The sequence below is a fragment of the Halalkalibacter sp. AB-rgal2 genome, from assembly GCF_041821005.1.
GTDB lineage: Bacteria > Bacillota > Bacilli > Bacillales > Bacillaceae_D > Halalkalibacter.
In genome coordinates, this window is sequence record NZ_JBGUAV010000024.1 from 1 (window position 1) to 24,254 (window position 24,254).

The following is a 24,254-nucleotide window of genomic DNA, read 5'->3' on the forward strand; positions in this document are numbered from 1 at the left end:
TTTTCTCTTTTGTTTTTTCAAAAGAGATAATAAGTACTTTTTTTCTTCATAAGTAAACATTTTTAAATGTCACCTCTTTTATTACCCACTTTTAAACAATATATGAAAAAATTGATAATGAGTTACATTCAAGAAGTAAGAGTAAATGATAATTAGGGAATACCCATAAGCCATATAAGACCTGTGATGAGTTATTATAATTGTGGCTACAAAAAGAGCATCTGCCTATCATTAAGGCTCATTTTTAAACTGGAGTAAAGCCCTAGTAGACTCTACGGGGCTTTGGTCTCCACATCTATAACCGTAAAGTCAACCTTCTAACTTTAACCGTTTCTATGTTGCTTTCAGAATTCTAACCATTATTGGTGAGGAGTAATCTTTAATAAGCGGTCATTATCTCCTGGGTTACCAGCTCTTGGTGATGTGTTCGTTGTAATTAGATACAAATTCCCTTCATAAGGAAATACATTCCTAAGCCTTTCGTTCGAACTAAATATAGGATCTAATGAACCCGCTGATTCATTGTAAACGTATAAGCTTTGCCCACTTCATCCTGTTACCAATAAATAACTTTCATAAAATGCAATCCCTGATGGAGCCCATGTATCATTCCCCGAATGCAATGTCTCAATTTCCTGGGATAGTTTTAAGGTTTCTAGTCCTAATTGCATACCCACCTGGATCATTTGTTTCCGCTTCTTTTTCAACTCAGCTCTTATTTTTTTCAAATCTTGTAATTAAATTTACCTTTTATAGTTAACTCTAAGTCAAGTAAATCGATTAAACTTTTGATTGTTCTTTCTTAATTTTCAGATAAAAAATAAAATAAACCCTAAAAAGCATGCTTTTAGGGTAGATTATGCTCAGCATCACTACATATCCGATATTTTAAACCGAAGCTAATACTCCATTCGTATAATTCATCTATTGGTTCGCCAATAATATAGAGTCTTACATTCTTATTTACTCAATATTTTCAGCCAAATCAAAAGCGATATTTATATCACCGTCTCCGGCAGCTTGAGCAAAGCCTACTGCCTCTTCAATATACCCGAGACGAGTGTAGCTATAAGAACTTGAGAAGGTTTCATAAAACAATACCAGACCATTATCCCCATACAACATGATATCTCCTGCATTAATCTCCCCGGGTCTCTCGGAATTTGTTGGGAGTGCATCTGGAAAACGATAGAATTTTTCATTACTATTAACATCGCTCATGTTTATGTCTAAAGGTAGTTTTTGAATGAATGCCTGAGTGGTTTGGTTATTGTAAAGCTTTGCAGAAAATACCTGATCACCTATTGTTATGTTTATGCTTAGGGTGTTTTCAGCCTCAGCCTCAGCCTCACCCCTTTCTTGGTTAACCTCACTGCTATGATCTCTTGCTACATTCGTCTCTTCACTTTCTTGGTTAGATTCACTTCTTGGAATTTCCTCTGCATTTATCTCTTCGCTTTCATTTGTTTCACTAGTAAAACAGGCAGTCAGGCCAAAGCTGATTATAAACATATATAGTATTAATAACATTTTTTTCATTTACCGGCATTCCTTTCTTTTATTAAATTATTTAAGGGCTTTTAATTTAATATATATCATCTCTTAATCTGCTGATAACATGAAAACAGTAGGATTACTCCATACTGTTTTCGATTTTTTTAAGAATGTTTGCTAGTACACCGCCAACAATAACGTTAGGTGGTACAACATTGGTGACTGTAGCACCAGCTGCTACAGTCACCAATGATCACACCAGGTACAACTGTTGTCTTTGCTCCAATCCATACATTATTACCTATCACTATGGGCGCAGGATGCATCGTACTGCGTTTGATGGGATTTATGTCATGATTTAGGGTAGCCAAAACAACATTCTGTCCGATAAGTGCCCCATCGCCAATTGTAATGGCCTCCCTGATCTTGCAAACGGCATCCTGAATGGATAAAAACATTCTATCCCACTTTGATACTTTTACCAAAGTCTGTATAATTCGTAAATTATTTTCTGATTTAATAGGCACTCCCGTGGATGAGACGTTTGCCTTCGGCAAATGAGAGGAACGCACCCAAATGAGACTACACTAACTATTTAATCTCTTGGGAAAGAAGTTCCTATCTTAGTTTCATATGCTTCAATTAACTGGTCCTGAGCAGTTTCATCATAGATAACTGGATTAACTTTTGGATCTTCCTCATTTTGAAAGAAGTATTTTCCTGTAATATCCGTGCCTTCTTCGATACCTTCAGCAAGCCAAACATAAGTCATGTATCCAGCACGTAAGTCATCAGGTGTAGTAGTATTACCATTATGGAATCCCATTAGAGTCGGAACCCATCCTGGTTGAATTGCATTCACTTGAATGTCTGGCCAGTAACGAGATACTGTCATTGCTAAAGTAAGAATTTGAAGTTTAGTATCATTGTAGTTAATATTAGGGGTACCACTTACGATTTCTTCAACTTTAAGGTTTCCTCCTAAATGTTGATCTGATGAAATGTAAATCAGATGCTGTGGTTTATTTACTAAACTAGTCAGAATATACGGGGATAGAGAATTAACATTTAACATCTCTTCTGATGGAGCACCGTATACACCTGCATTATGAATAATGACATCGAACGTACCGAATGCATTAATTTGATCCGCCAACTGTCTTGTTTGTTCTAGGTCAGATAAATCCCCAATAACTACACCAAGTGCTTCTGGTAAGTCTCTTCGAACATCTTCTGCACGACTTTCATTTCTAGCGTGTACGACAACCTCATGACCTCTCTCTATAAGATACTTAGCAGCAAGTTGTCCTAACCCACCTGTTGATCCAGTAACAAAAATTTTCTTTCGATAGGCTTCATCAACTGGTTCGGTATTTTCTTCTATATATAGAAGTTCTTCAACCACTTCTTCTGTATTGTATGCTCCCAAACCGAATCTCCCTTCGTTTTGGCTGTTGTTATTTTCACTTTCTCCGTTATCAGGAGTTTCATTATTTACAGTTTCGCTAGGATTTTGATTAGCCTGATTTGATTGAATAAGTATATTAATAATTAATCCTACTACAATCACGATAACCAATCCTGCTATTAATCGTTTATATCTTATCATTTTTCCTCCATATATTTACTAATATACTTTATTCTAGTTCCAGTCCCCTTATTTTGCTAGAATTTTTATTTTAAAAAATCTATTCTACTCGTTCTATTGTCACCATTACTGGTTCAGTATTACCTCTCAAAATAGATAAGTTACCCTCAATCCGTCCTAATCGAACAGCACCCACCCATTCTCCAAGATCAGAATATGTCAGTGAGAGTGCATTGCTCGGTGCATAGTAACTCAAATCTCCAGCTTTTGGTGAATCTCGTTCAGGCATACCTTCCATTGTAATCGATTGTGGTGGTTCTGCGATAAGCTCACGACCTCCATAGTCTTCAAATTCTAGTGTTAGTGGCAGCTGTGCAAGGAGTAATTCTGAAGCAGGATTTTCCCATAAGACAGCGGTAAGTGTCTGATGCCTACCACGATTCGAAGTATAGCCAGGTTTTCAATTTCAGAAGAAATCGGAGTTTCTTCTGGGTTTTGTTCAACATCTGAAGTTTGATTATTATCAGATTCTTGAGGAAGTTCTAATGAATTTGGTTGCTGATAAATAAAGTATGAGCTTCCTGTGATAAGTATTGCGCAAGCAATAAATATGGTAATAACTCTGTTGCGTTTCATGTTTTTTCTCAATGGCTCCTTTACTGTTTTAATTAAAAAGCTACAAACAGATTTAATTTTATTTGATAAGATAGAATCATTTTTCACAGAAAATATATATATGAATACTAGTAAAAAGCATGTAGATTGAAAAAACCATAAAGAGCTGCACCCTCACAATTAGGAATCACAAAGAATTATTCCTTACTGGTTTCAATTTTCTTTAATATCTTCGCAGGCACACCTCCTACGATAACATTTGGAGGGACATCCTGTGTCACAACTGCACCAGCAGCGATAATAGCTCCTTCACCAATGGTTACACCGGGAACGACTGTGGCATTTGCACCAATCCAGACATCATGACCAATCGAAATAGGCGCAGGATGCATAGTGCTGCGTTTTCTAGGATCAATGTCGTGATTAAGAGTAGCCAAGACGACATTGTGACCAATTAGAACACCATCGCCAATTGTAATTCCACCCTGATCCTGAAAGCGACAGCCTGAGTTGATAAAGACATTCTTGCCCACATTAATGTTTTTCCCAAAATCTGTATAAAAAGGAGGGAACACGGCAAATGAGTTGTCTACTGGTTTACCAATCAACCGGGAAAACAGTTCCTGAACTTCTTGGGGAGTATGATAATATCCGTTTAACTCGGCGGTTAACTTCAATGCCTCTTGTGAGACTTTGTGCATCATCTGATGCATCTCCGAATCTCCCTCCACCGCTTCTCCACGGTTTAAGTGCGCTAAAAAGTCTTGGATATCCATTAAAATCCTCCTTGTCGTTAAGATTCAGTAAGTATAGTTAATTTATTTATCTTCTTAACTCTGATGAGAGACATCTTTGACAATCTTATCCTTTAGTGAGTAATGTCATATTAGGTGGGTAATGCATTATAAATATAATCATTCATGTAGGCATTCTTACCATAAAGCAAGGGGCTGTTTCATGCTAGGTTTTGTATAGATTAAGTCTAATTGATCCAAATCTTGCTGGGTTAATTGAATCTCAGCTGCTTTCACATTATCGATCACATGATTGGTATTACTAGATTGTGGTATAGCAATTGTTTGACCATTTCGAATACACCATGCTAATAAAATTTGAAAAATATCCGATTGGTGACTTTCAGCAATTTCCTTTAAAACTTTTTGTTTAGTTAGGTTGGTACCAAAACATCCCCCCGAGCAACTGGAGAATAGGCGATTAATGGCATTTCAAGTTTGTTCATCATTGGTACTAAATCAAATTCAATCCCACGATCTCCCAAATTATAACGCACTTGATTTGCTCCACAGTTTATTCCATAAGGTAATTTCATTATTTTATCTAAGTCAGCAACATCTAAATTAGAAACACCCCATGACTTAATTTTCCCCTGACTTTTTACTTTCTCCAAGGCTTCAACCGTTTCTTTAATAGGAATATTCCCTTGCCAATGGAGTAAGTATTGATCTAAATAATCTGTATTCAATCTTTTTAAGCTATTTTCTAAACTAATCGGTAACTGCTTTTTTGAAGCATTGGAAGGAAGGACTTTGGAAATAAGAAATAATTCTTCCCGGTCATAAGGCTTAATGGCATGTGCAACTAATTTCTCTTCATTTCCATTTCCATACATTTCAGCAGTATCAATAACTTGAACGCCATTATCCAGACCAACTCTTAATGCTTCTACTTCTTGTTCAAATTGATTTGCTCTTTCTCCCATATTCCAGGTTCCTAAGCCAATGGGAAAAACTTTCCTTCCTGCAATTTTTACTTTTTTCAACTTTTTCACTCCTCACCTGATAATTTTATTGCTGATTTCAATAATTTTTTTGCTTTATGACTACTAATCACGGGCTAGAGCAGATTCAGAAAAAAGTTTTGCAGGGTTAAACATATAGTTTCTTAGTAAAATAGTTATTAAACCTAATATCAATGATAGGATTCCCACCAATACGACATATTGCACACCCATTTGTGAAATGAAGAATCCGCCCGCAACTGCACCCACTGTCGTCCCTACGTTACAGGCTGATATAAATATTCCATTGGCGAAATCAGGAGCTTCTAGAGCTGAAGATGAAATTAAATATTGGTTAATATTTGCCATGATTCCTCCAGCTAATAGTCCCCAAAAGAAAGTGATTATTATCATAGGTACGACAAACTCTCCAGTGAAGAATAAAAGGATGTAAATAATAATCAATAACAATGGAAAAATAAAAATGGTCTTGATAGGAATATTTGTGAGTGCCCTTCCTGCAACGATGTTTCCAATAATATTAGCTCCCCCGAAAACTAATAGCGTTAAACTGATGGTATTCGAAGATATTTGGGTGACAGTTCCCAGGTACTCCGAAATATAACTATATACCCCGAATACGGAAGCATTTAATAAAATGACAGCTACTATAGAAACCCATATAACGGATTTTTTTAATACAGCAAGTTATTCCCCGTAAGATTGTCCTTTTTTAACAGGCATAGATGGTACAAAAATCATTGTAGCAACCAATTCAAATGTAGTTATCATAAAAAAAGAAGGCCATCGCCACTTCATATGCAATCGGTATGCCGGCTACCATACCAGCAGATACTCCTATGAATACTTTTGAAACAGCTTTTGGAGCTTCTTCGGATTTTACGGAGGAAGCAGCTATACTAAATGCCATGGAACAATAAACCGGATGGAAAAGACCTAGCGCAATGCGAATGATTAATAGGAGGGTAAAGTTAGTTACAAATACAGATGCAATGTTCCCCACCACAAAAACACTTAATACAAGTAACATGACCTTCTTTCAATTGATCCCGGAGAAGATAACGGCATCGTTGGTCCAGTTATAGCAAGAGCAAGAGCAAAAAGACTCACCGTCATTCCTGCTTGTGATATGCCGACGTTAAAGTGATCAGCAATGGAAGGCAGTAACCCAATAACCCCCATCTCCGTATTTAGGATACCGAAAACACCTATGGTTAATATGAAAATCAACATCTTATTTTACTTAACCAAAATACAACTCCTATCCTCATTTTGTTTATTTAATCAATTGATTTTTTTAGTTTTTCAATCATATCCAACGAAAGGGACTACAAAAAATTCCTTTTACATAAATGCATGAACTACCATTAGTAAAAAATTGCCCTCAACAATCTAAAGGACAATTTTTCACTAAGGAAGTTTTTATGATAGCTATCATATAGAGCAAATATTATTCCGTTATACTTTTACCATTAAAAAATTTGTTTGGTTGGACGAATCAAAATTTCGCTTACCACAACTGTTTCAGGTGTGCTAATCGCATAAACTATTGCATCTGCAATATCGCCTGACTCCATAGACAAACCATCTGTATTCCTAAGATTCTTTACCATTTCTCGACTTTCAGGATCATTAATTGTTGAATAAAGTTCAGTACTCACAGCACCTGGTGAAATGATAGTTGAACGAATATTATTTTCTCTTTCTTCTTGGCGCAATCCCTCCATAATAGATCTAACTGCAAACTTAGTCCCGCAGTATACAGCCGACCCTGGATAAACAACATGGCCAGCTACGGAATCAGTAGCAATTATTTGACCGGATTGTTGTTTTTTCATAATCGGTAGAACTGCAGCAATTCCATTCAAAACACCCATAATATTAATATCTAACATTTGTCTCCATTCATCAATGCGTGCATCTGAAAGTGGTGCAAGCGGCATGATTCCAGCGTTATTTAAAAGTACATCTACACGACCATACTTTTTGACTGCCAAATCTACCACTGATTGAACTTCCTCTTTATTCGTTACGTCTGCAACTACATATGAAACTTCTGCATTTGGCAATGATTCAACAAGAGATTTCAAGCGATTTTCCCGACGAGCAGCAATGACTAATTTCGCTCCTTCTTGTGCAAGCTTTGTGGTTGTAGCCTCACCAATCCCACTAGATGCTCCCATAATTACAACAACTTTATCATTAATAGTAGACACACTAATCACTATCCTTCCTACTGATGTTATACTATTTATTTTATCTATGTAATATATATATAGCTAATACCTATATCGAATAGAACGATATGCTTGTTGAGCATTTCTTGAACGTATATACTAAAACATTATAAAGGAGGAGTATTTTATGGAATTAAGAGTTTTGCGTTATTTTCTTACTGTTGCTAGAGAAGGAAGCATTACAGCTGCCGCTGTTTTTTTGCATCTTACACAGCCAACCTTGTCAAGACAATTGAAAGACCTAGAAAAAGATTTAGGTAAAAAACTATTCGTTCGAAGTAGTCACAGTATCATGCTTACCGAAGAAGGAATGCTCTTGCGAAAGAGAGCAGAAGAAATTCTCGATATGGTCGATAAATTAGAGGCAGAATTTAGTTCCATGAAAGAAACAATAGGTGGTGATGTCTATATAGGTGGTGGGGAAACAGAGGCTATGAGACAGATTGCACGGGTAGGAAAGGATTTACAGTTACGTTATCCAAATATCAGGTATCACCTTTACAGTGGAAACGAAGACGATGTGACAGAAAGGCTTGACAAAGGATTGCTTGACTTTGGAATTTTAATTCAACCAGCTGATTTATCAAGATACAATTATATCGATATTCCAGCCAAGGATGTTTGGGGAGTTATTATGAGGAAAGACAGTCCTCTTGCCTCCAAAGATACCATTCAAGCTATGGATTTATTAAATGTACCGCTAATCTGTTCCCGACAGCCTATGAAAAAGACATTTTCTAAAAATGAATTTATGGATTGGTTTGGTGAAGATTTTGATAAATTAAACATCGTGACTACATACAATCTAGCTTATAATGCTGCCATTATGGTTGAAGAAGGCATTGGATATGCAATAGTTCTTGATAAAATAGTCAATACATCTAGTGATAGTAACCTTTGTTTTAGACCGTTAGAACCCAGACTTGAATCTGGCTTAAATATTGTTTGGAAGAAGCATCAAGTTTTTTCCGCCGCTGCTGATTTATTTTTAAAAGAAATTCAGGAAAGATTTCAAATTCTTTGAACTGATGACGGCAGCCTCAACATCTGATGGATAAATAACTTCCATATTCAGGGTCAACAGATTTGTCGTAGTCGCCCAAAACTTTGACTATCTTGTAGATAATTAGGACCAGTGGCTACCACAAGAACCTGCGGCAAAGGAGATATTGTGAATTCTACGCCGATTCCAAGTCCAGCACACGTTATAGTCCATAAACAAATTTTAAGGAATTATTTAATCAAAAAGAATTTAGACCTAATATTAACACTAGGTGTCTTTTGCTTCGCAGTATACTACGTATTACAAGAGTTAATCTGTAAGCGTGCACCTGAGAGAATGTGGTGAACATATAACACAAAAAAGCTTTTCAAAAGTTGAATCAACTTTTGAAAAGCCTCTTTTATGTTAGCAATTTGTTAGCAAAATTACTCCAAACCTTATATATCAAGGGAGTTGAGCAGCTATTACATCATGCCGCCCATTACGTTCCAAACTGTAATATTTTATCGGATTGCGTTAAATTAATGTTAAATTTAACATTGTACAAACTCCCAATATCTATCCTTGAATTGTTTAGGTGTTAATTCACTACCCTATCAAATTTGAACCTTCCAGTTCAAACTTGATTAAATTTAATTGTCAAAGTTAATGAAAGGTTCTCAAAGAAACCGTTATAATAACATTTTACTAATCTCACTTTTCAAAGTTTATTCTATTTTATCAGTTAAACTCGGCACAAGAATCGGCACGCGTTAACCATTGAAGTGAGGAGAGTATGGGCGTTCCACAATCAAGTGTTTATCGCATTAATTACTCATTGACTGCATGTTCTCAGTTAACTCGAGACAATAAGTAAGCGAAAAACCTTACAAATCAGTCGTTACCTAAGAGCGGCTTTGTTGAAGCTGACACGTGTTTGGCTTCGTAAAAATTGAAGATCGATCAGGTTAATCACCAGACACAATAAAGTCAAGTTGGTAATGAGGATAATTTATGGATAATAGTTGCTCAATATTATGTTTACTAGTTCGCAATGCTGCTATCGGGACAACCGGTTCCGTAAATTCAAGCATGACAGATATATGGATAAACATGCCAACCTTGCGAACTTGACATGTAGTTAATAAACAAATATCTGGAAGATTCTGCTCAACAATCGGCTGTATTTGTTCCCGCCACTGCACACGAGGTGTGATCCCTGAAGTAAGCTCAATAAAGCTATTTTTGAGTAATGAAACCGGTGTTAGCCAAGCAAACATAACCAAAATCAGACTAATAATTGCATCACCGATATAAAGCACGAACGAAAGTGGCCCTCGTTCATCAACGAGCAGAAACAATCCGACACCTGTGGCCACACCCGTAGCCATTAAACCATCGACAAAGGCAGTACGTGAGTCAGCCGCGAGTATCGTGCTTGCTTCCCCAATCTTTCGGTTCTGATAACGCGCAAATATTGATAAGCCAAAGCTCAAGACAATCATTAGCATAATATAAGGAATAACCGGGGTAACATTTAATTTATCTACATCACCTGTTCGCCAGTATGTGTACAGGATAGCTGCACTTTGGCTCAGTGCAATTAGCAATAAACTAATCGTAACCAGAGATTTGAATACCGCATACAGCGGCTCTAATACAAATCGTCCGTATGGATAAACCTCACTGGATCTTACGCTATATCGAGAAATCAAGATCGCAACTATGCTGGAGATGGCTACGATCAATGAAAAGTATGCGTCTAAAAAGACCGCAGGTATTCCCGTCTGAGCGTATACTCCAAAAGCAGATGCACCGAGTGATATATTAATTAATATACTGACGATTAATGTCTGTTGTTCTACTCGCTTTTGCTGCATCATACCCTCCCGTTCCAACTGACATCTCAATCCCCACAGCTTCATTGCCTCTGAATCGGACAAGTCGCACATCGAAAAGCCCCATCCAATCGAGCATGCCAAGTAAAGTCGACAGGTTCAACTGTATATCCCCATTCTTCCAAACGCTTCTGTAACTCCTGATGTCGCTTTTGTATGATAATCGTCTGCGGATCAAGTACAAGAACGTTCGTCCCCATCTGAGTACGGGTGATATCATCCACTTCAATAAATTCATAGGTATGAAGCGGTGCTGGTAGCGGTTGCTGTAAGGACTCACGGTGAATAATACCTCGTTTATCACCAATGATAGTCATACAACAATCAAGATGCAGAATACCATCATTTGTAAGCTGAACCGGAATGACTTCTGCCTGATCACCAAGTATGGCCTGTAGCCATCTACTCCCTTCTTGATTACTTGCATACTTGCCTATTCCTACATATACATATGGCAAATCCACGATTACATCGCCACCTTCTAGATAAAGTCCGCTTTCCGCAGCAATTCGCTCAATGCGAGCTTGCTCCAGATCGAACATCTCAATCAGCTTTTCCATTCCTCGCAGTTCTTTATGCCTCATCTCGATCTGAAGTTGTCCAGCAATCAGCCGATCATCTACGCATAAAATAGGATCGCGAGCAAACATCTGACCTAGACCTGGCGGTTCCTTTGACTGAGGCTTGATCGCTTCAGGATGATGTACATGAACACCATGACGTAATAACACCTGCTTTAATTCAGCCAATTCCTGCTGGAACTTCCTTGTTAACCATTTCGGCGCTCTCTTCCCCTTTAGCAATGGGTAAAGATATTGGGTAAGCATCTGCTTCCACCATGGACTCGCTGATTCAGTTTCAATATTATGCATATCAGGAATATAGAGTTCTTCAGCGGTTCCCAAGATCACCTCTTCCAATTTTCCATACTCATTCCGAATCCTAATGCGAGATTCCATTTCTTTCACTCCTCTTCCACTTATGCTAGATTCATAACCATTACTACACGCTAATTCCAAACCAAAACATTCGCCACATCGTCTCAGCAGTCTGCTTGAAGGATTCATCTGACACATAATGGATTTGCATCATCACACCATCTGCTGCACAAAGAAAAGCAGTTACCAGATCTTCAACAGGCTCCGTACGAATAACTTCGTCTTCTATCCCTGATTTTATGACCGAAGCCAGCGAATCTTTTAACAGTAACTCGTACTCCTCCAGTTTGAGTCTTAATTCCTCATATAGAGCTGTAGGTGGAAAAAACAGCATATTTAACTGACCTAGGGAGATCATTTGTACCGGTATTGAATGCTATGTGTGAATGGGGGAACCAATATGCGGGTATGAAAGGAATAAACAAAGATCAACTCATTGATTGTGAACATCATTAAGCATAGCTTTTAGCAAAGACCGACGAAAACAATATATTCATTTAACTCAAGAGGGAGAAGTTATAATGAAACAGGCATTTGCCACAATGGAAGACCGTTTTCTAAAACGCATACTAAACGCTTCTAACGATGATTTAGAAGAGATTGAACGTGCTATCCATACTCTCCAGAAGAAATTATTTCATTCTTAAACATAAGTTAACTTTCAATCAAAAACCTCATTTACTCAATAGTTCTCAGTCACAGAATATGAAGAAGCCTCACACTTCTGCAAAGTGCGAGGCTTTCCTATTACTGACCTTTATAATGAAAAGGACATTCTCCCTGTATCGGTTCTGCATCATCTCCAATGAAGAATTGCTTCCATTCATTGTGATCAGGGTCTCCAAAGTGAGAAATATCAGGATGTTTAGGGAGCTTATCCCATTTTTCTACTCGTTTTCTCACTTTTTCACGAGACATAATCCCACCCTTTTGTGTTCCTTCAAGTCCTTCAAAAATCTTTCTTGGTTGAAAACCAAGAATAAGGCTGTTTCCAAGGTCACGCGTTTTTCGTTGTTTGTATGCAGGAGCATTTCCAAACACAAAGATCGGTTCCCCGCCAAAATGGAAGTCCCATAAGTAATGTTCGGGATCTTTAGGTTTGTTGTCTGGCCATTTCTGTTTATCGTTTTCATGCAAGTATTGCAAAATCTCCCAAAACCTTTTACGGTAATGTTCGAGGTCATCCTTCTCTTCTTCAGGTTCTACAAAAACAAAAAGGCCATGACGGACGTATGGGGGTTCTACAAAAAGCATTAAAAATTCCTCTACCGCATTGGGTAGGTTAGACCAATCCTCTTTAGTGATATAGGCATAACGGAGCTCCCCTTTCATCTCTGCTTTCATTCCAAAATAACAGGGAAATGTATCATTCGTTACAATCTGATGGAAGGTATTGTACTCATGTATGACCCATTCAGGAACGACCGCTGGATTTATCATATCATCCTTTGTTAACAGTATTTTATTCATTTCCTGCATACCATTCCTCCTTTTTACTTAGTCTTTCTCTATAGTTACCCGAAAATGCCTAACCAAAAACTCTACTTATGGGCAGTATAAACATATTCTCTCTTGTAACCCTTTAATGACTTCTTCTGGCACTTCCCTGACCTTAATATCCCCACCTAGAAAAAGCAGCCAATTCGTTATTTCGGTTAATTCTTCTGAATGATTAACATTGATAAAAGTCTTTAGAATGGCTGTGGTTTGGCAAGGGCTCGTATAGGAAATGGAAGCTTTCAAAGGATGGTATTTTTTAAACTGGACAATCGCCTTCGGACCAAGCTCTAGGACAAGATTGATGACTTCTTCCTGCTTACTTAGTTTTTCTAAAATCTTTTTTGTTAGGGTATGATTTGACATGATGTAAGCTATCAACAGGAAGCATCCTCCTCTTTTCATCCTATAAGCCAAAGCCTTCTATCATCCAAAGGCATTTTTCATTATAAAGGTGCAAGAAAATGGGATAAGCCTTTATGACCTGCTCTTCTTTGATGGTAATCAATAAATAGCTATCCAAAAGGAGAATTTGGATAAGCCTTTCTAACATAGAATGCTGGAGGTGTATATACACAAATTTCTATTTGACCATAAAGTATATACCAGTAGAGCATCAAGCTTAGTAGCCAATCGTAAAAATGCCCAATCGGGTTGCTTAAGCAATTCTGTTACTTTTTTTGTTTAAATCGAATAAATATATGAACCGAAAGTAACACTATACACAAAACTAATGGGGGTAGTAATGACATGAAACAGATTATTCTCTGGTCACTCTTGATATTGCCTTGGGCGTCCTTGTTTTTTTTGAAAATGGATACTGTGCGCAGGTACATGCCGGTCGCTCTATTTATGACCATTATACATACCTTATCATATCAAGCGGCTTATCATTACGGATGGTGGAACGAGGCAGATTCCAGTCTTTTCGGGTGGGATAAGGTCGCGCCGATTCCTTGGGTGTATGGAGCATATTTAGTTATAGTTATCTGGGTATTCCACTTTACTTTTAATAATTTTTGGATGTATCTGACTGTCAATATACTTTTGGACGGGTTATATATGTACATCGTTTACCCGGTATGGCAACGGGTGGGTCTTGTTTCGAGTGAATCGACTATATCTACAATAGCTGTTGTTGCTATGATGATCGGTTTTGCGCTTATCATCTATCTGTATCAAATGTGGCAGGATGAAGTGTTCAAACAGCCCAAAAGCGAAACTTATAAATGACCGAGAACTGACTTGATGTCCCTTCATTTGAGAAGAAAAGCGAAATGACCGGAAACATGGATATCTGCGATTCTAAGACTTGTCGACATTGACTTTATAATAGCACCTTGTACGAAGCATTCCACACATTCTACATTGGTTTCGCCTTCACCTTGCTAGGCCTTGTTATTGCGAAGTTGGCCATGGCTGTGAAAATCTGTGCACTCCCCTCAAGTATTGTCCTCATAATCAAATGATACTCCTTGCTTATGCTTTATTTATGGTACCGTTTCGCCGTAGAGTATCTAAATGAGGTTTTATAATACTAATTTAGGCCCACTATTCAAAAAAAATGAATCTTACCGTTCTTCCATTCCCGGAAGGCAGCTAGCTAGCAACCTGACTCCATTTTCAATTTCATCAATTGATAAACCACCAAATCCCAACATGATATAGGAATGAGCCTCAGGGGGTGGATGAATCCAATACTGTGCCGGGGAATAAACGTTGACACCCTTCTTGAGACCCCTTTCAATCAGCTCTAAGGCTGTTATCCCTTTTAGTTTCAATAAAATATGTAGGCCAGATTTTTCTCCTACGATTTTTGCTTGAGTGCCCATATAGTGTTCAATGCTCCTTAGCAAAGCCTGGTGCTTTCTTTGGTACAACTTGCGCATTCTTCTAATATGCCTTTCGAATTCTCCAGATTGCATGAACAAGGCTATTGCCCGCTGAATAATAGGAGAGACAGTTTGGTTATAAACAGCGAACTTTCGTGAATACTGAACCATTAAAGACGGAGGAAGTACAATATAACTTAACCGAACGGACGGAAGAAAGGATTTAGAAAATGTACCTAAATAAATGACTCTTTCCCCTTTATCCAGAGATTTGAGCGAAGGAATCGGCTGACCCTCGTATCGAAACTCCCCGTCATAATCATCCTCGATAATGTATCCTCCCGTTTGATACGCCCATTTTAACATTTGCATTCTTTTTGAAATGGACAGGACCATGCCAAGTGGGAATTGGTGAGAAGGCGTTACGTATACAGCTGTTGCCTTGCTCCTTTGAAGATAGTCCATTGACAATCCGTCCTTTTCAAGAAGTATCGGTTCAATATAGCATCCTTGATCTTCAAAAACCGATCGTACACCCGTGTAACCTGGTTCCTCCATTGCCAACGTCTCTTCTCGAAGTGCTAAAAGTTGGCAGATCAGCGTCATGGAGGCCTGTGTTCCAGCCGTAATCAAAATTTGCTCTGGTGTAGATCGCACACCTCTCGATTGCAATAAATAATTTGAAACCTCCTGTCGTAGTGCCAGTTCTCCCATTTTATCACTATACTGAAATAACCAGTTGCTCTCTTGATCAATTGCATCTGTCAGACATTTCTTCCATTGTTTTAAAGGAAATTTCTCAATATCAACATTTCCATATTCAAAATCAACTAGAGCCTTGCTTGGCGGCTTACATTCCAAATTAATAGGATGCTCCTTCGCAATCGGATGCAAAAAAGGTTTCTCGATCTCTGCTACCCATATTCCACTTCTAGGGACACTTTCGAGATATCCCTCTGATTGTAACTGCTGATAGGCAGCCTCAACCGTGTTTCGACTAACCTTTAAATGAAGCGTTAGCTGGCGAATGGATGGCATCTTCATTCCTGGTAAAAGTCTGCTTTCTTCAATTTCCTTCTTAATCCAATTATACAACTGACTGTATAATGGATCTTTTAAATCCTTTTGTAAAAATGGGGTCAATTCCACATTCAATCCTCCATCTGTCCCTATCAAACTTTTCAATTCTGGCACTTTTCTTATGTACAGATATTGCTTAAAATCATTTTATCATTTAAAAAGAGAGTGGGGATGGAAAATGAATAAAATCCGCCAAGAAAAATTAGAATGTAAGGATGATAAGCGTATTGAACAGTTTTTAAGCGAGACACGGACAGGATACCTTGGATTAACGGATGGAGAGGTTCCTTATGTTGTACCTTTGAATTTTGTCATGATGAAGGAGGCCGTATATTTTCATGGAGCTGCACATGGGAGGAAAATAGATTTGATTCATTCCAACCCCAACTGTTGTTTCACAGTATCTGAAGATTATGGAACGATGGTAAGTCCTATACCAGCCAAGACTGATACTGCTTATTTTAGTGTGATGCTGTTTGGCGTACTCGAAGTAGTAACGGATTTGAATGAAGCAACAGCAGCCATGCAAGCGATACTCGATAAGTATGTACCAGGATACTATCATAACAGCCTATCACAAGCTCATATTGAGAAATACCGCTCCTCACTAGGCAGTCATACACTTGTTTATAGACTAGTTCCCAGCGTACATACAGCAAAAGAAAATCCGTTGAACCCGCAATTGGCTTTTTACTCAGGGAGGAAAGTGGATATGGATATTTAACTTTCTTTTGTCTTGTGAGTCATTTCCGGTGGGGAGGGAGAGCTGATGCTGAAGGAGACATTAGCTCACTTTTCTACCTTTAATCGGTTCTGATATTTCTACAACATGTTCCTGTGACTAGCTAATTCGATAACCATCCCAATGTCGCTTCTTTTATAAGAGGTCTATCCAAATTTTCAATGCTGATACAGCAATCAATACAGCTAATATCACTTGCAAAATCTTTGTATTCATCTTCTTTCCTGTCATTGCACCTAGTGGAGAGGCTGTTAAACTCGCCACAATCATAATAAAAGCAGGAAAATAATCAATTTGCCCAGTTGTCATCTTCCCGACCGTTGCTCCTATGGATGAAATAAAGGTAATAGCTAATGAAGAAGCAATGGTCATGCGCGTTGGAATCTTTAATACAACAAGCATGATTGGCACTAGCAAAAATGCCCCAGCTGCACCAACAATTCCTGCTCCAATTCCGACAATTAATGCAAAGCTTGCAGCTAACCATTTGTTACATGTCACCTGATCCATTGGAACATGATCAATCCCCTTTTTAGGGATAAACATCATGATTGCAGCAATTAAAGCTAAAATACCGTAAATTAGATTAATCCCGTCTTCTGAGATCAGTTTTGATCCATAGCCACCCACAAAACTACCAATTAGAATCGCTGATCCCATATAAATGATTAACGTCTTATTTAAGTATCCACCTTTACGATAAGCCCACACTCCACCAATGGTTGCAAAGAACACTTGAATTGCACTAATCCCCGAAACTTCATGAGCACTAAAGGCAGCTAAACCAAATAGAGGTGGAAGATACAGTAACATAGGATATTTTATAATCGATCCACCAACCCCTACCATTCCGGAAATATACGAACCTATGAACCCGATTAAAAAGATAGTAATAATAAAAGCAAAATCAATCATACTCTACCTCCTTTTAAAGAAAAGGAGGCTGAGACATAATAAAAGTGGTAACTGAGATTCCGAACATGTAGAGAGCGTAGAAGAAAAAACATATACATAGACTCCTATTCGATGAAAAGGGAAACCACTGAAAAAGTGCTTTCTAGTAACTCAAGGAAGAGTAATGACTCCGCTCGTTGCGCGCCTTGCTATTGAGAAACCCACTCATTGCAAGGCTTTCAAAATCGGGCAACGGCTACGCACATTACTTCAAAGCCATTGAAAAAGTTAAAACCAAACTTTTTCAGTGGCCTCATGAAAAGGAGGTCACAAAAAGCGAAATAGCGGTGAATGTGCTCCACTCTAGATTTGTTCGGCTTCTCATTTATGAAAATACTTTTGTCCCAACCTCTTTCTTTTTTACCCTTTTTTAATCCAGAACTTTAATACACCATCTTCTTCCGTATTTGATCGTAGCTCATGCCCACCAGACTTCGCCCAAGCTGCTAGGTCATTTTTTGCTCCTTTATCAGTCGCATGAATTTCTAAGATTTGACCTGACTCAAGTTCATTCATTGCTTTCTTTGTGCGAACGATTGGCATTGGGCATGCTAATCCTTTTGCATCTAATACTTTATCTGAATACATTTATGAAGCCTCCAATTATCAATTTCTATGTTGTTATCTTACTGCACAACGGTTTGGACCAATTTCCATTTCACGTTGTTTTTCTTCATCTGGAGTGATTTTCCCCATATTTGTTTCACGAATTTCTTGATACGCGTTTGGTTGTGGAGGTAGGTTCTCTGTCACCATTGATCTAAACTCATGTTCATCTTCAATATTTAATCCATGATTTTGAGCGAATAGTGTACCTAACTTCTCGGCCACACTTCCATCATCATTTAACTCTTCAATGATCATAAAGTGAGCCGGTAAAACCATTAACTCTTCTGACAGCTCTCTATAACGCTTATAAAGCGACTCACGTAAATCTCCTACCCAATCTTCTGCGAGCCCTGCTAGGTCAGGTCTTCCAATGGAATCAATGAACAGAATATCTCCGGATAATAGGTATTTTTCATCGATAACAAATGAAGTCGAACCGATTGTGTGACCAGGTGAATATAAAGCATGGATGTTGATCGTTGAGTTCCCGATTTGTATGTCATTCCCTCCGTCTAATGCTGCATATTCAAACACAACTTCTCCTGCATCCCTTGAAGGCAACCAGTACGTCGCACCAGTTGCTTCCGCAATTTTTCTTCCACCTGAGATGTGGTCAGCATGCAAGTGTGTATCAAATACATGTGCAATATTCGCTCCGATTTCTCTCGCGAAATTTACAAACACTTCCGCCATACGTGTTGCATCAATAATCGCCGCTTCACCATTTGAAACAACCATATAGGATAGACACCCTTTACCTAGACGAACAAATTGATACAACTCACCACCGTCTTTCAAATCTCCTACTTTAACTGGTTCTAGATATTCACTCCATGCCTTCATACCTCCCTCTAAATAAGCTATATCTAACCCTTCATCAGAAAGCATTTCAGCTACCATCACAGAAGAACCTTCCTTCGCACAAACAACTAATACTTCTTTATCTGTTGGAATTTTATCCAAGATTTCTTCTACACCATCTAATAGTGCAAAATAAGGTATGTTGAAATAATTAATGTTTTCTCCTTCAACTTTCCAATCAGCAAAATCATCTTCATTACGAACATCTAGAATAAATAGCTCTTTCTTTTCGATTACTTTTCTTGCTAATTCCTTTAATTTCATCGCTTTAACAGACACCCTACATACCCCCAATAGTATATATTTATATAAAAAAATATTTAGTTAAAACCTTAATGTTACACCTGCACCCTTGGCGAATTCTAACATCATACAATATCGACAACAATTATTTACTTAGACTATCAGTTGGATAACTCCATTCACTCATTCCAGGTACGACATTTATCACTTTTTTAAATCCTGCTTCTGTTAATGTTTGTGCGGCTAAATCACTACGGCTTCCCGTTCGACACACAACATAAATATCTTTATCAGTGCTTAATTCATTTAAACGATTGTCAAGCTCACCAAGTGGTATGGATTTCGCCTCAGGAATATGATTAAAGGCATATTCAGTTAATTCACGAACATCTAAAACTAGAATATTTTCATTGTTAACCAATTTCGCTTGAAGTTCCTCGTTGTTTACAACATGTGGGTATTTCTTCTCTTCTTCCTCAGTGGCCTTACGAAGATAATGCTTTAACACATCTCCCTCTTCAACAGTTCCTAAATATTGATGTCTCATGCTCTGTGCCCACGCTTTAATATCAGCAGTTGACCCTTTATCTGTTGCTTGAACTTCTAGTACTTTTCCTGGCTGAAGGTCACTCATCGCCTTTTTTGTACGAACAATCGGCATTGGACATGCTAACCCTTTTGCATTTACTTGTTGATCGAATTTAACCATTTCCATTCTAAATTCCTCCTATTATACACAGTTTTAATTAATTTCAAAAAAATTTATTAAATATATTCGTATCAATTTGTTATACACCTTTAACAGGCATGAACTTATTAATTATGAAGAGTGTGACTATAAGGGCAACTTACGTATCCCCATAGGTTAAATAAATAAGTTCACATTTCCTTCTTCTGCATCAGCTAAATACGCAGCTACACCCGCATATTCTAAACCATCAATCAACTCTTCTTTTTGTAGTCCTAATAGATCCATAGTCATCGTACAAGCAACTAACTTTACACCTTGTTCTTGTGCCATTTCTACTAAATCAGGTAATTGCATTGCATTGTGTTTTTTCATAACATGCTTAATCATTTTTGGTCCCATTCCTGCGAAGTTCATATTAGAAAGGCCCATGTTATCAACGCCTCGTGGCATCATTTTCGCAAACATTCTTTCTAAGAACCCTTTTTTCACTGGTATATGTTGATCCTTTCTAAAAGCGTTTAGTCCCCAAAATGTTGAGAAGATTGTTACTTCATGATCATAGGCTGCAGCACCATTTGCAATAATAAAAGCTGCCATTGCTTTATCATAATCACCACTAAATAAGATAATTGTTGTTTTCTTTTTGTCTGTCATATTGTCGACTCCTTCGGTTCAAAAGTAATACTAGTATGGGTATATATTAATAAGTAGCTTAGACTTTTTTTACCCAAAACTTCAATACACGATCTTCTTCAGTATCTAAAAGTACTTCATGCCCACAAGGTTTTGCTAAGCCAATCAATCATTTTTAGCTCCTTTATCAGTCGCATGAATCTCTAAAACCTAACCTGATTCCATCTCAATGATTGCTTGCCTCTCTCTCCAAAACACATATACCCCTACATGTATTATAAAAAATAAAAAAATTTATCTGTAACATATTAATTTCGTTCCTCAAGGTTCATTTAAACCTATGAGGGTATTATAATTACTACACTCACCTCTGTCAATCATCTTTGTATTATCTGCTTTTTACTAATAAGTTCACAGCTTCTTGAATAAAAGCTTCCGTGTCTTCACCTTTTACAATTTGCTCGCGAACACAGTGCTCTAAGTTAGAACTTACGACTAAACCAATCGCTCGGTCCATTGCATTTCTTGCAGCTGACATCTGGACGACGAGATCCTTACAGTCCTTCCCTTCTTCCATCATTCTAAGAATGGCTCTCACTTGTCCTTCTACACGTTTGACTCTGTTTTTCATTTTGTCATTGTACTCCATTGGGTTTCCTCCTTTCCTTAGGTAAACCTAGTTGGTTGTTTATTATTATATAGATATGGCTCCCATGAAAAAGATCATCGTTTCTTTTTAAATAGGCTAATTACTATCTATATCCCCTCATTAAATTCATGAGTCTCTCGAACATCTACAAAGAAAACATCTTGATGCTGCTCATTCATTAAATTGATGCTAATATTTTCTTCAATTATCTGCCCTCCTTATTGCTTATACTTACACATTATATACCCTATAAGGTATAAAATCAATCTTTATTAAATTACTTGATGAAAAGGCATGACCTTTCACAAGATAATTAAATGTTAAGGATACCAATACAATATGTGGAAGGATTGCTGATTATGAAAAAGAATGAACTTAGCATACAACTAAGCTTATCAGATACAAAGATTATATGAGGAACTTATTAGAAAAGGACACTGAAGTGTATCAACGGTCCCCAAGGGAAATAGAAAAACAGCTTTTTCAATTCTTATTGCACAAGGTCAAAATCAAACCTTATCAAGCCCGATTCAGATGTGTACATAAATTCGAGCTCGATTTTGATTTCACTGAAGTCAATATACTGTTTCGCGAAATGGATAAACTAAGTAAAACATTCATTAAAATAGAGATTTCCACCTAAAAAACTACCCTATATGCTCTCAAGTTGTGGTTACAGTTCACCCTTTCCCTGTGAAGGCTCAAGTTGTTTTTCTACTAAAGATATGCATACAAATTAAATCCTAAGTATAATGCCATTCCCAAAATTATTATTGCTGAAATCTGATTCATTCTTTTTAACAGCATTCGGCTGTTTCCAAGTTGTCCAATCTTCCGACCTAACATGGCCAAAAAGAAAAACCAAATCCAAGAAACGACAATACATGCGATGGCAAAGATCAATTTGTCATGACCTGTGTAAGTGAGAGAACTCGTTCCAATGACACCAATAGTGTCAATAATCGCATGAGGATTAAGTAATGAAACTGAAGCAGCAAATGTGATCTGTCTTCTCGCAGAAAAACGATTTTGATTTTCGATATTGTCATTGGCTACTGGATTACTCCTCCACATCACAACCCCCATATAGATTAAAAAGATAAATCCAAATATAAATAGCAAAATGGTTAACCACTCAAAATTTAATACAACCACTGATACTCCTGTTACAGCCAGAAAGATAAGTATTGTATCACAAATCCCTGCTGTAATAATAGCGGGACAAGCATGTATGAATTTCTTATGTGTTGCCCCTTGGTTGAAAATAAATACATTTTGAACCCCTAAAGGTAAGATTAAGCCAAACGACAAAATTATTCCGTGAATAAGAGCCTGCAATTTTTTTCACCCCCGAATGTAATTTCTAGGATACCTAATGTATTTTGTTGTGTCTTCAACCAATTGGATGGAAAAGCACCCAACCAATTTGCTAGTATATAAGTAAACAAGAAAGATTGAGGGTTATCTAATGAAAGAAATGAAGTGGAAACCACAAAAAAGTTCTTCAGTGCCTCTACATTTACAAATATATAATTACTTAAAAAGAAAAATAATGCATGGAGAATGGACAGTAGGAACGAAAATCCCCACCCAAAGGGAGCTGGCTAAACAGTTTCAGGTAAATCGAAGTACAGTGGTGTACGCTCTTGATGGTTTGATTGCGGATGGGTTATTAGAAACGAAAGTCGGTAATGGTACATGGGTAATAAATAATACTTGGAGTTTACTAACTTCCACACCTCCTCCTGATTGGAAAAGTTATGTTTCTTCAGGTATATATAAACCAAACCTTACTATTATTCAAGAAATCAACAGGGCTGAAGCACAACCAGAATTTATAAGATTAGGAACTGGTGAATTATCTCCAAATCTATTGCCGAATGATAAAATGAAGGAAATTTTACGGACAGGTAATGAGGCCTTGTCTTTAGGCTATGTCGAACCAAAAGGGCTTTTATCCTTACGTAAAACGGTTAGTGACTATCTAAAGCTTAAAGGAATTGTAGCATCTCCGGAATCCATTTTAATTGTCTCTGGAGGGCTCCAAGCCCTCCAGTTAATTTCCATTGGATTGTTAGAAAGAGGATCAACCATCCTTCATGAAACACCTTCGTATTTAAACTCTGTACATGTTTTCCAATCTGCAGGAATGAATTTATTAGGTATACCATTGGAGCAAGAAGGAATTAGAGTTGATGATATCGAACATTTAAAGCGACAGCATCATGCTACTTTACTTTACACAATTCCTAATTTCCAAAATCCAACTGGTACATTAATGACTGAAGGGAGACGCTCTAAACTATTAAATGCCTGCCAAAAATTATCTTTGCCTATTATCGAGGATGACGTTTATGGTGACTTGTGGATTGAAAGTCCTCCAGTCAATCCATTAAAAGCAAAAGATACTCAAGGGAATGTCTTATATATAGGGAGCATATCGAAGACACTAAGTCCCGGACTACGAATAGGTTGGATTGTTGGCCCTGAACCCGTCATCGATCGTTTAGCAGATATAAAAATGCAAACAGATTATGGTTCAAGCTCTTTATCACAATATACTGTAGAAAAATGGTTGGCTAGCGGCTTATACACTAGTTTCTTAAAGGAAATAAGAGCGGAGTTAAAGTCTAGAAGAGATTTTACCATTCAACTCTTAAACGACTTTTTTTTAGAAATTGCCACTTGGAGTCTTCCGAAAGGTGGATTTTATATATGGCTTAGGATCAAATCTAATATCTCAACTAAGAAACTATTTGATTTAGCACTCAGAGAACGCATCCTATTAAATCCGGGAATTATATATGATAAAAGCGATTTAAACCATCTCCGGTTATCTTACTCTTTTGCCTCATTAGAGCAATTAAAAGATGGACTAATTAGATTATCACAACTAATAAAAATTCTTTCGTGAAGTAAAGGACGGATCGTACTGGGAAGGAAATGATATAT

27 protein-coding genes and 3 pseudogenes are annotated in these 24,254 nt (G+C 37.4%); 7 read left to right on the forward strand and 23 right to left on the reverse strand.

Features of this window, described 5'->3' with window-relative positions:
• Positions 1-963 precede the first annotated feature (963 nt).
• The 10 genes and pseudogenes from ACERJO_RS16215 to ACERJO_RS16260 form a co-directional block, all read right to left on the reverse strand.
• Positions 964-1,539 (reverse strand): cyclophilin-like fold protein, encoded by a 576-nt coding sequence (locus tag ACERJO_RS16215; protein WP_373648140.1) that lies wholly within the window; start codon positions 1,537-1,539, stop codon positions 964-966.
• Between the two features lie 155 nt (positions 1,540-1,694).
• Positions 1,695-1,952, reverse strand: coding sequence for an acyltransferase (locus ACERJO_RS16220; RefSeq protein ID WP_373648141.1), 258 nt, complete (start codon positions 1,950-1,952; stop codon positions 1,695-1,697).
• 137 nt (positions 1,953-2,089) lie between these two features.
• Complete coding sequence (locus ACERJO_RS16225; protein ID WP_373648142.1) at positions 2,090-3,103, reverse strand: SDR family NAD(P)-dependent oxidoreductase; 1,014 nt, start codon at positions 3,101-3,103, stop codon at positions 2,090-2,092.
• 79 nt (positions 3,104-3,182) lie between these two features.
• Positions 3,183-3,452, reverse strand: coding sequence for a cyclophilin-like fold protein (locus ACERJO_RS16230; protein WP_373648184.1), 270 nt, complete (start codon positions 3,450-3,452; stop codon positions 3,183-3,185).
• The gene (locus ACERJO_RS16235) at positions 3,443-3,718 is read right to left on the reverse strand and encodes a hypothetical protein (RefSeq protein ID WP_373648143.1); all 276 of its coding nucleotides are present in this window, start codon (positions 3,716-3,718) and stop codon (positions 3,443-3,445) included. Before ACERJO_RS16235 ends, ACERJO_RS16230 begins: the two co-directional genes overlap by 10 nt.
• Positions 3,719-3,894: 176 nt before the next feature.
• A complete protein-coding gene (locus ACERJO_RS16240) occupies positions 3,895-4,473 on the reverse strand; it encodes a sugar O-acetyltransferase (RefSeq protein WP_373648144.1) in 579 nt (192 codons plus the stop codon).
• A 156-nt stretch (positions 4,474-4,629) separates the two neighbouring features.
• Positions 4,630-4,917, reverse strand: coding sequence for an aldo/keto reductase (locus tag ACERJO_RS16245; RefSeq protein WP_373648185.1), 288 nt, complete (start codon positions 4,915-4,917; stop codon positions 4,630-4,632).
• Positions 4,866-5,477, reverse strand: a complete 612-nt coding sequence (locus ACERJO_RS16250) for an aldo/keto reductase (protein WP_373648145.1) — start codon at positions 5,475-5,477, stop codon at positions 4,866-4,868. Before ACERJO_RS16250 ends, ACERJO_RS16245 begins: the two co-directional genes overlap by 52 nt.
• Before the next feature lie 63 nt (positions 5,478-5,540).
• Positions 5,541-6,689 (reverse strand): annotated as a pseudogene (locus tag ACERJO_RS16255) (MFS transporter).
• Positions 6,690-6,928: 239 nt separating this feature from the next.
• A complete protein-coding gene (locus ACERJO_RS16260; protein ID WP_373648146.1) occupies positions 6,929-7,672 on the reverse strand; it encodes an SDR family oxidoreductase in 744 nt (247 codons plus the stop codon).
• 148 nt (positions 7,673-7,820) lie between these two features.
• Between ACERJO_RS16260 and ACERJO_RS16265 the strand changes: the two genes are divergently transcribed.
• On the forward strand, positions 7,821-8,717 hold the full coding sequence (locus tag ACERJO_RS16265; RefSeq protein WP_373648147.1) for a LysR family transcriptional regulator: 897 nt from the start codon (positions 7,821-7,823) through the stop codon (positions 8,715-8,717).
• A gap of 755 nt (positions 8,718-9,472) precedes the next feature.
• Positions 9,473-9,631: pseudogene (locus ACERJO_RS16270) on the forward strand (IS4 family transposase); the annotation flags it as partial.
• 12 nt (positions 9,632-9,643) lie between these two features.
• On the opposite strand, the gene ACERJO_RS16275 reads toward ACERJO_RS16270, so the two are convergent.
• Genes ACERJO_RS16275 through ACERJO_RS16285 form a run of 3 tightly spaced genes read right to left on the reverse strand, consistent with a single transcriptional unit; the run spans position 9,644 to position 11,845 of the window.
• Positions 9,644-10,555: a cation efflux transmembrane domain-containing protein gene (locus ACERJO_RS16275; RefSeq protein ID WP_373648148.1), complete on the reverse strand. Its 912-nt coding sequence runs from the start codon at positions 10,553-10,555 to the stop codon at positions 9,644-9,646.
• A 41-nt stretch (positions 10,556-10,596) separates the two neighbouring features.
• Positions 10,597-11,532 carry a dimethylarginine dimethylaminohydrolase family protein gene (locus tag ACERJO_RS16280; RefSeq protein ID WP_247101463.1) on the reverse strand — a complete coding sequence of 312 codons (936 nt, stop codon included), beginning with the start codon at positions 11,530-11,532 and terminating at the stop codon, positions 10,597-10,599.
• Between the two features lie 43 nt (positions 11,533-11,575).
• The gene (locus ACERJO_RS16285) at positions 11,576-11,845 is read right to left on the reverse strand and encodes a hypothetical protein (RefSeq protein ID WP_373648149.1); all 270 of its coding nucleotides are present in this window, start codon (positions 11,843-11,845) and stop codon (positions 11,576-11,578) included.
• Here ACERJO_RS16285 and ACERJO_RS16290 point away from each other — a divergent pair.
• Positions 11,830-11,967 carry a winged helix-turn-helix transcriptional regulator gene (locus ACERJO_RS16290; RefSeq protein ID WP_373648150.1) on the forward strand — a complete coding sequence of 46 codons (138 nt, stop codon included), beginning with the start codon at positions 11,830-11,832 and terminating at the stop codon, positions 11,965-11,967. The genes ACERJO_RS16285 and ACERJO_RS16290 overlap by 16 nt on opposite strands.
• A gap of 65 nt (positions 11,968-12,032) precedes the next feature.
• Entirely contained in the window at positions 12,033-12,158 is a 126-nt protein-coding gene (locus ACERJO_RS16295; RefSeq protein WP_260505812.1) for a hypothetical protein, read from the forward strand.
• A gap of 100 nt (positions 12,159-12,258) precedes the next feature.
• Here the strand turns inward: ACERJO_RS16295 and ACERJO_RS16300 are convergent, their stop codons facing one another.
• Both ACERJO_RS16300 and ACERJO_RS16305 read right to left on the reverse strand, forming a co-directional pair.
• Positions 12,259-12,990, reverse strand: coding sequence for a YqcI/YcgG family protein (locus ACERJO_RS16300; protein ID WP_373648151.1), 732 nt, complete (start codon positions 12,988-12,990; stop codon positions 12,259-12,261).
• Between the two features lie 66 nt (positions 12,991-13,056).
• Positions 13,057-13,573 (reverse strand): annotated as a pseudogene (locus ACERJO_RS16305) (WYL domain-containing protein); the annotation flags it as partial.
• 185 nt (positions 13,574-13,758) lie between these two features.
• Here ACERJO_RS16305 and ACERJO_RS16310 point away from each other — a divergent pair.
• Positions 13,759-14,241 carry a hypothetical protein gene (locus tag ACERJO_RS16310; RefSeq protein ID WP_373648152.1) on the forward strand — a complete coding sequence of 161 codons (483 nt, stop codon included), beginning with the start codon at positions 13,759-13,761 and terminating at the stop codon, positions 14,239-14,241.
• Between the two features lie 338 nt (positions 14,242-14,579).
• Here ACERJO_RS16310 and pdxR read toward each other — a convergent pair whose 3' ends face one another.
• Positions 14,580-15,989: a MocR-like pyridoxine biosynthesis transcription factor PdxR gene (pdxR, locus tag ACERJO_RS16315; RefSeq protein ID WP_373648153.1), complete on the reverse strand. Its 1,410-nt coding sequence runs from the start codon at positions 15,987-15,989 to the stop codon at positions 14,580-14,582.
• A gap of 109 nt (positions 15,990-16,098) precedes the next feature.
• Here pdxR and ACERJO_RS16320 point away from each other — a divergent pair, with 109 nt between their 5' ends.
• A complete protein-coding gene (locus tag ACERJO_RS16320; RefSeq protein WP_373648154.1) occupies positions 16,099-16,644 on the forward strand; it encodes a pyridoxamine 5'-phosphate oxidase family protein in 546 nt (181 codons plus the stop codon).
• 153 nt (positions 16,645-16,797) lie between these two features.
• Here the strand turns inward: ACERJO_RS16320 and ACERJO_RS16325 are convergent, their stop codons facing one another.
• From ACERJO_RS16325 to ACERJO_RS16355, 7 genes are all read right to left on the reverse strand, one after another.
• Positions 16,798-17,574: a sulfite exporter TauE/SafE family protein gene (locus ACERJO_RS16325; RefSeq protein ID WP_373648186.1), complete on the reverse strand. Its 777-nt coding sequence runs from the start codon at positions 17,572-17,574 to the stop codon at positions 16,798-16,800.
• A 402-nt stretch (positions 17,575-17,976) separates the two neighbouring features.
• Complete coding sequence (locus tag ACERJO_RS16330) at positions 17,977-18,204, reverse strand: sulfurtransferase TusA family protein (RefSeq protein ID WP_373648155.1); 228 nt, start codon at positions 18,202-18,204, stop codon at positions 17,977-17,979.
• A gap of 33 nt (positions 18,205-18,237) precedes the next feature.
• Positions 18,238-19,365: an MBL fold metallo-hydrolase gene (locus ACERJO_RS16335; RefSeq protein ID WP_373648156.1), complete on the reverse strand. Its 1,128-nt coding sequence runs from the start codon at positions 19,363-19,365 to the stop codon at positions 18,238-18,240.
• A 109-nt stretch (positions 19,366-19,474) separates the two neighbouring features.
• Positions 19,475-20,044, reverse strand: a complete 570-nt coding sequence (locus tag ACERJO_RS16340) for a sulfurtransferase TusA family protein (RefSeq protein ID WP_035347607.1) — start codon at positions 20,042-20,044, stop codon at positions 19,475-19,477.
• A 150-nt stretch (positions 20,045-20,194) separates the two neighbouring features.
• Positions 20,195-20,674: a DsrE/DsrF/DrsH-like family protein gene (locus ACERJO_RS16345; RefSeq protein ID WP_373648157.1), complete on the reverse strand. Its 480-nt coding sequence runs from the start codon at positions 20,672-20,674 to the stop codon at positions 20,195-20,197.
• A gap of 367 nt (positions 20,675-21,041) precedes the next feature.
• Positions 21,042-21,302, reverse strand: coding sequence for a metal-sensitive transcriptional regulator (locus ACERJO_RS16350; RefSeq protein ID WP_373648158.1), 261 nt, complete (start codon positions 21,300-21,302; stop codon positions 21,042-21,044).
• 717 nt (positions 21,303-22,019) lie between these two features.
• The gene (locus ACERJO_RS16355) at positions 22,020-22,640 is read right to left on the reverse strand and encodes a LysE/ArgO family amino acid transporter (RefSeq protein WP_373648159.1); all 621 of its coding nucleotides are present in this window, start codon (positions 22,638-22,640) and stop codon (positions 22,020-22,022) included.
• Positions 22,641-22,770: 130 nt separating this feature from the next.
• Here ACERJO_RS16355 and ACERJO_RS16360 point away from each other — a divergent pair, with 130 nt between their 5' ends.
• Entirely contained in the window at positions 22,771-24,216 is a 1,446-nt protein-coding gene (locus ACERJO_RS16360; RefSeq protein WP_373648160.1) for an aminotransferase-like domain-containing protein, read from the forward strand.
• The last annotated feature ends 38 nt before the right edge of the window (positions 24,217-24,254 follow it).

Excerpts from the sequence above, each read along its gene's own strand:
- ACERJO_RS16275 (WP_373648148.1), bottom strand. The coding sequence starts at position 10,555 with ATGCAGCAAAAGCGAGTAGAACAACAGACATTAATCGTCAGTATATTA.
- ACERJO_RS16280 (WP_247101463.1), bottom strand. The coding sequence starts at position 11,532 with ATGGAATCTCGCATTAGGATTCGGAATGAGTATGGAAAATTGGAAGAG.
- ACERJO_RS16350 (WP_373648158.1), bottom strand. The coding sequence starts at position 21,302 with ATGGAGTACAATGACAAAATGAAAAACAGAGTCAAACGTGTAGAAGGA.
- ACERJO_RS16320 (WP_373648154.1), top strand. The coding sequence starts at position 16,099 with ATGAATAAAATCCGCCAAGAAAAATTAGAATGTAAGGATGATAAGCGT.
- ACERJO_RS16345 (WP_373648157.1), bottom strand. The coding sequence starts at position 20,674 with ATGACAGACAAAAAGAAAACAACAATTATCTTATTTAGTGGTGATTAT.
- ACERJO_RS16295 (WP_260505812.1), top strand. The coding sequence starts at position 12,033 with ATGAAACAGGCATTTGCCACAATGGAAGACCGTTTTCTAAAACGCATA.
- ACERJO_RS16220 (WP_373648141.1), bottom strand. The coding sequence starts at position 1,952 with ATGTTTTTATCCATTCAGGATGCCGTTTGCAAGATCAGGGAGGCCATT.
- ACERJO_RS16235 (WP_373648143.1), bottom strand. The coding sequence starts at position 3,718 with ATGAAACGCAACAGAGTTATTACCATATTTATTGCTTGCGCAATACTT.
- ACERJO_RS16225 (WP_373648142.1), bottom strand. The coding sequence starts at position 3,103 with ATGATAAGATATAAACGATTAATAGCAGGATTGGTTATCGTGATTGTA.
- ACERJO_RS16300 (WP_373648151.1), bottom strand. The coding sequence starts at position 12,990 with ATGCAGGAAATGAATAAAATACTGTTAACAAAGGATGATATGATAAAT.
- ACERJO_RS16340 (WP_035347607.1), bottom strand. The coding sequence starts at position 20,044 with ATGGAAATGGTTAAATTCGATCAACAAGTAAATGCAAAAGGGTTAGCA.
- ACERJO_RS16240 (WP_373648144.1), bottom strand. The coding sequence starts at position 4,473 with ATGGATATCCAAGACTTTTTAGCGCACTTAAACCGTGGAGAAGCGGTG.
- ACERJO_RS16215 (WP_373648140.1), bottom strand. The coding sequence starts at position 1,539 with ATGAAAAAAATGTTATTAATACTATATATGTTTATAATCAGCTTTGGC.
- ACERJO_RS16310 (WP_373648152.1), top strand. The coding sequence starts at position 13,759 with ATGAAACAGATTATTCTCTGGTCACTCTTGATATTGCCTTGGGCGTCC.
- ACERJO_RS16265 (WP_373648147.1), top strand. The coding sequence starts at position 7,821 with ATGGAATTAAGAGTTTTGCGTTATTTTCTTACTGTTGCTAGAGAAGGA.
- ACERJO_RS16285 (WP_373648149.1), bottom strand. The coding sequence starts at position 11,845 with ATGCTGTTTTTTCCACCTACAGCTCTATATGAGGAATTAAGACTCAAA.
- ACERJO_RS16360 (WP_373648160.1), top strand. The coding sequence starts at position 22,771 with ATGAAAGAAATGAAGTGGAAACCACAAAAAAGTTCTTCAGTGCCTCTA.
- ACERJO_RS16330 (WP_373648155.1), bottom strand. The coding sequence starts at position 18,204 with ATGTATTCAGATAAAGTATTAGATGCAAAAGGATTAGCATGCCCAATG.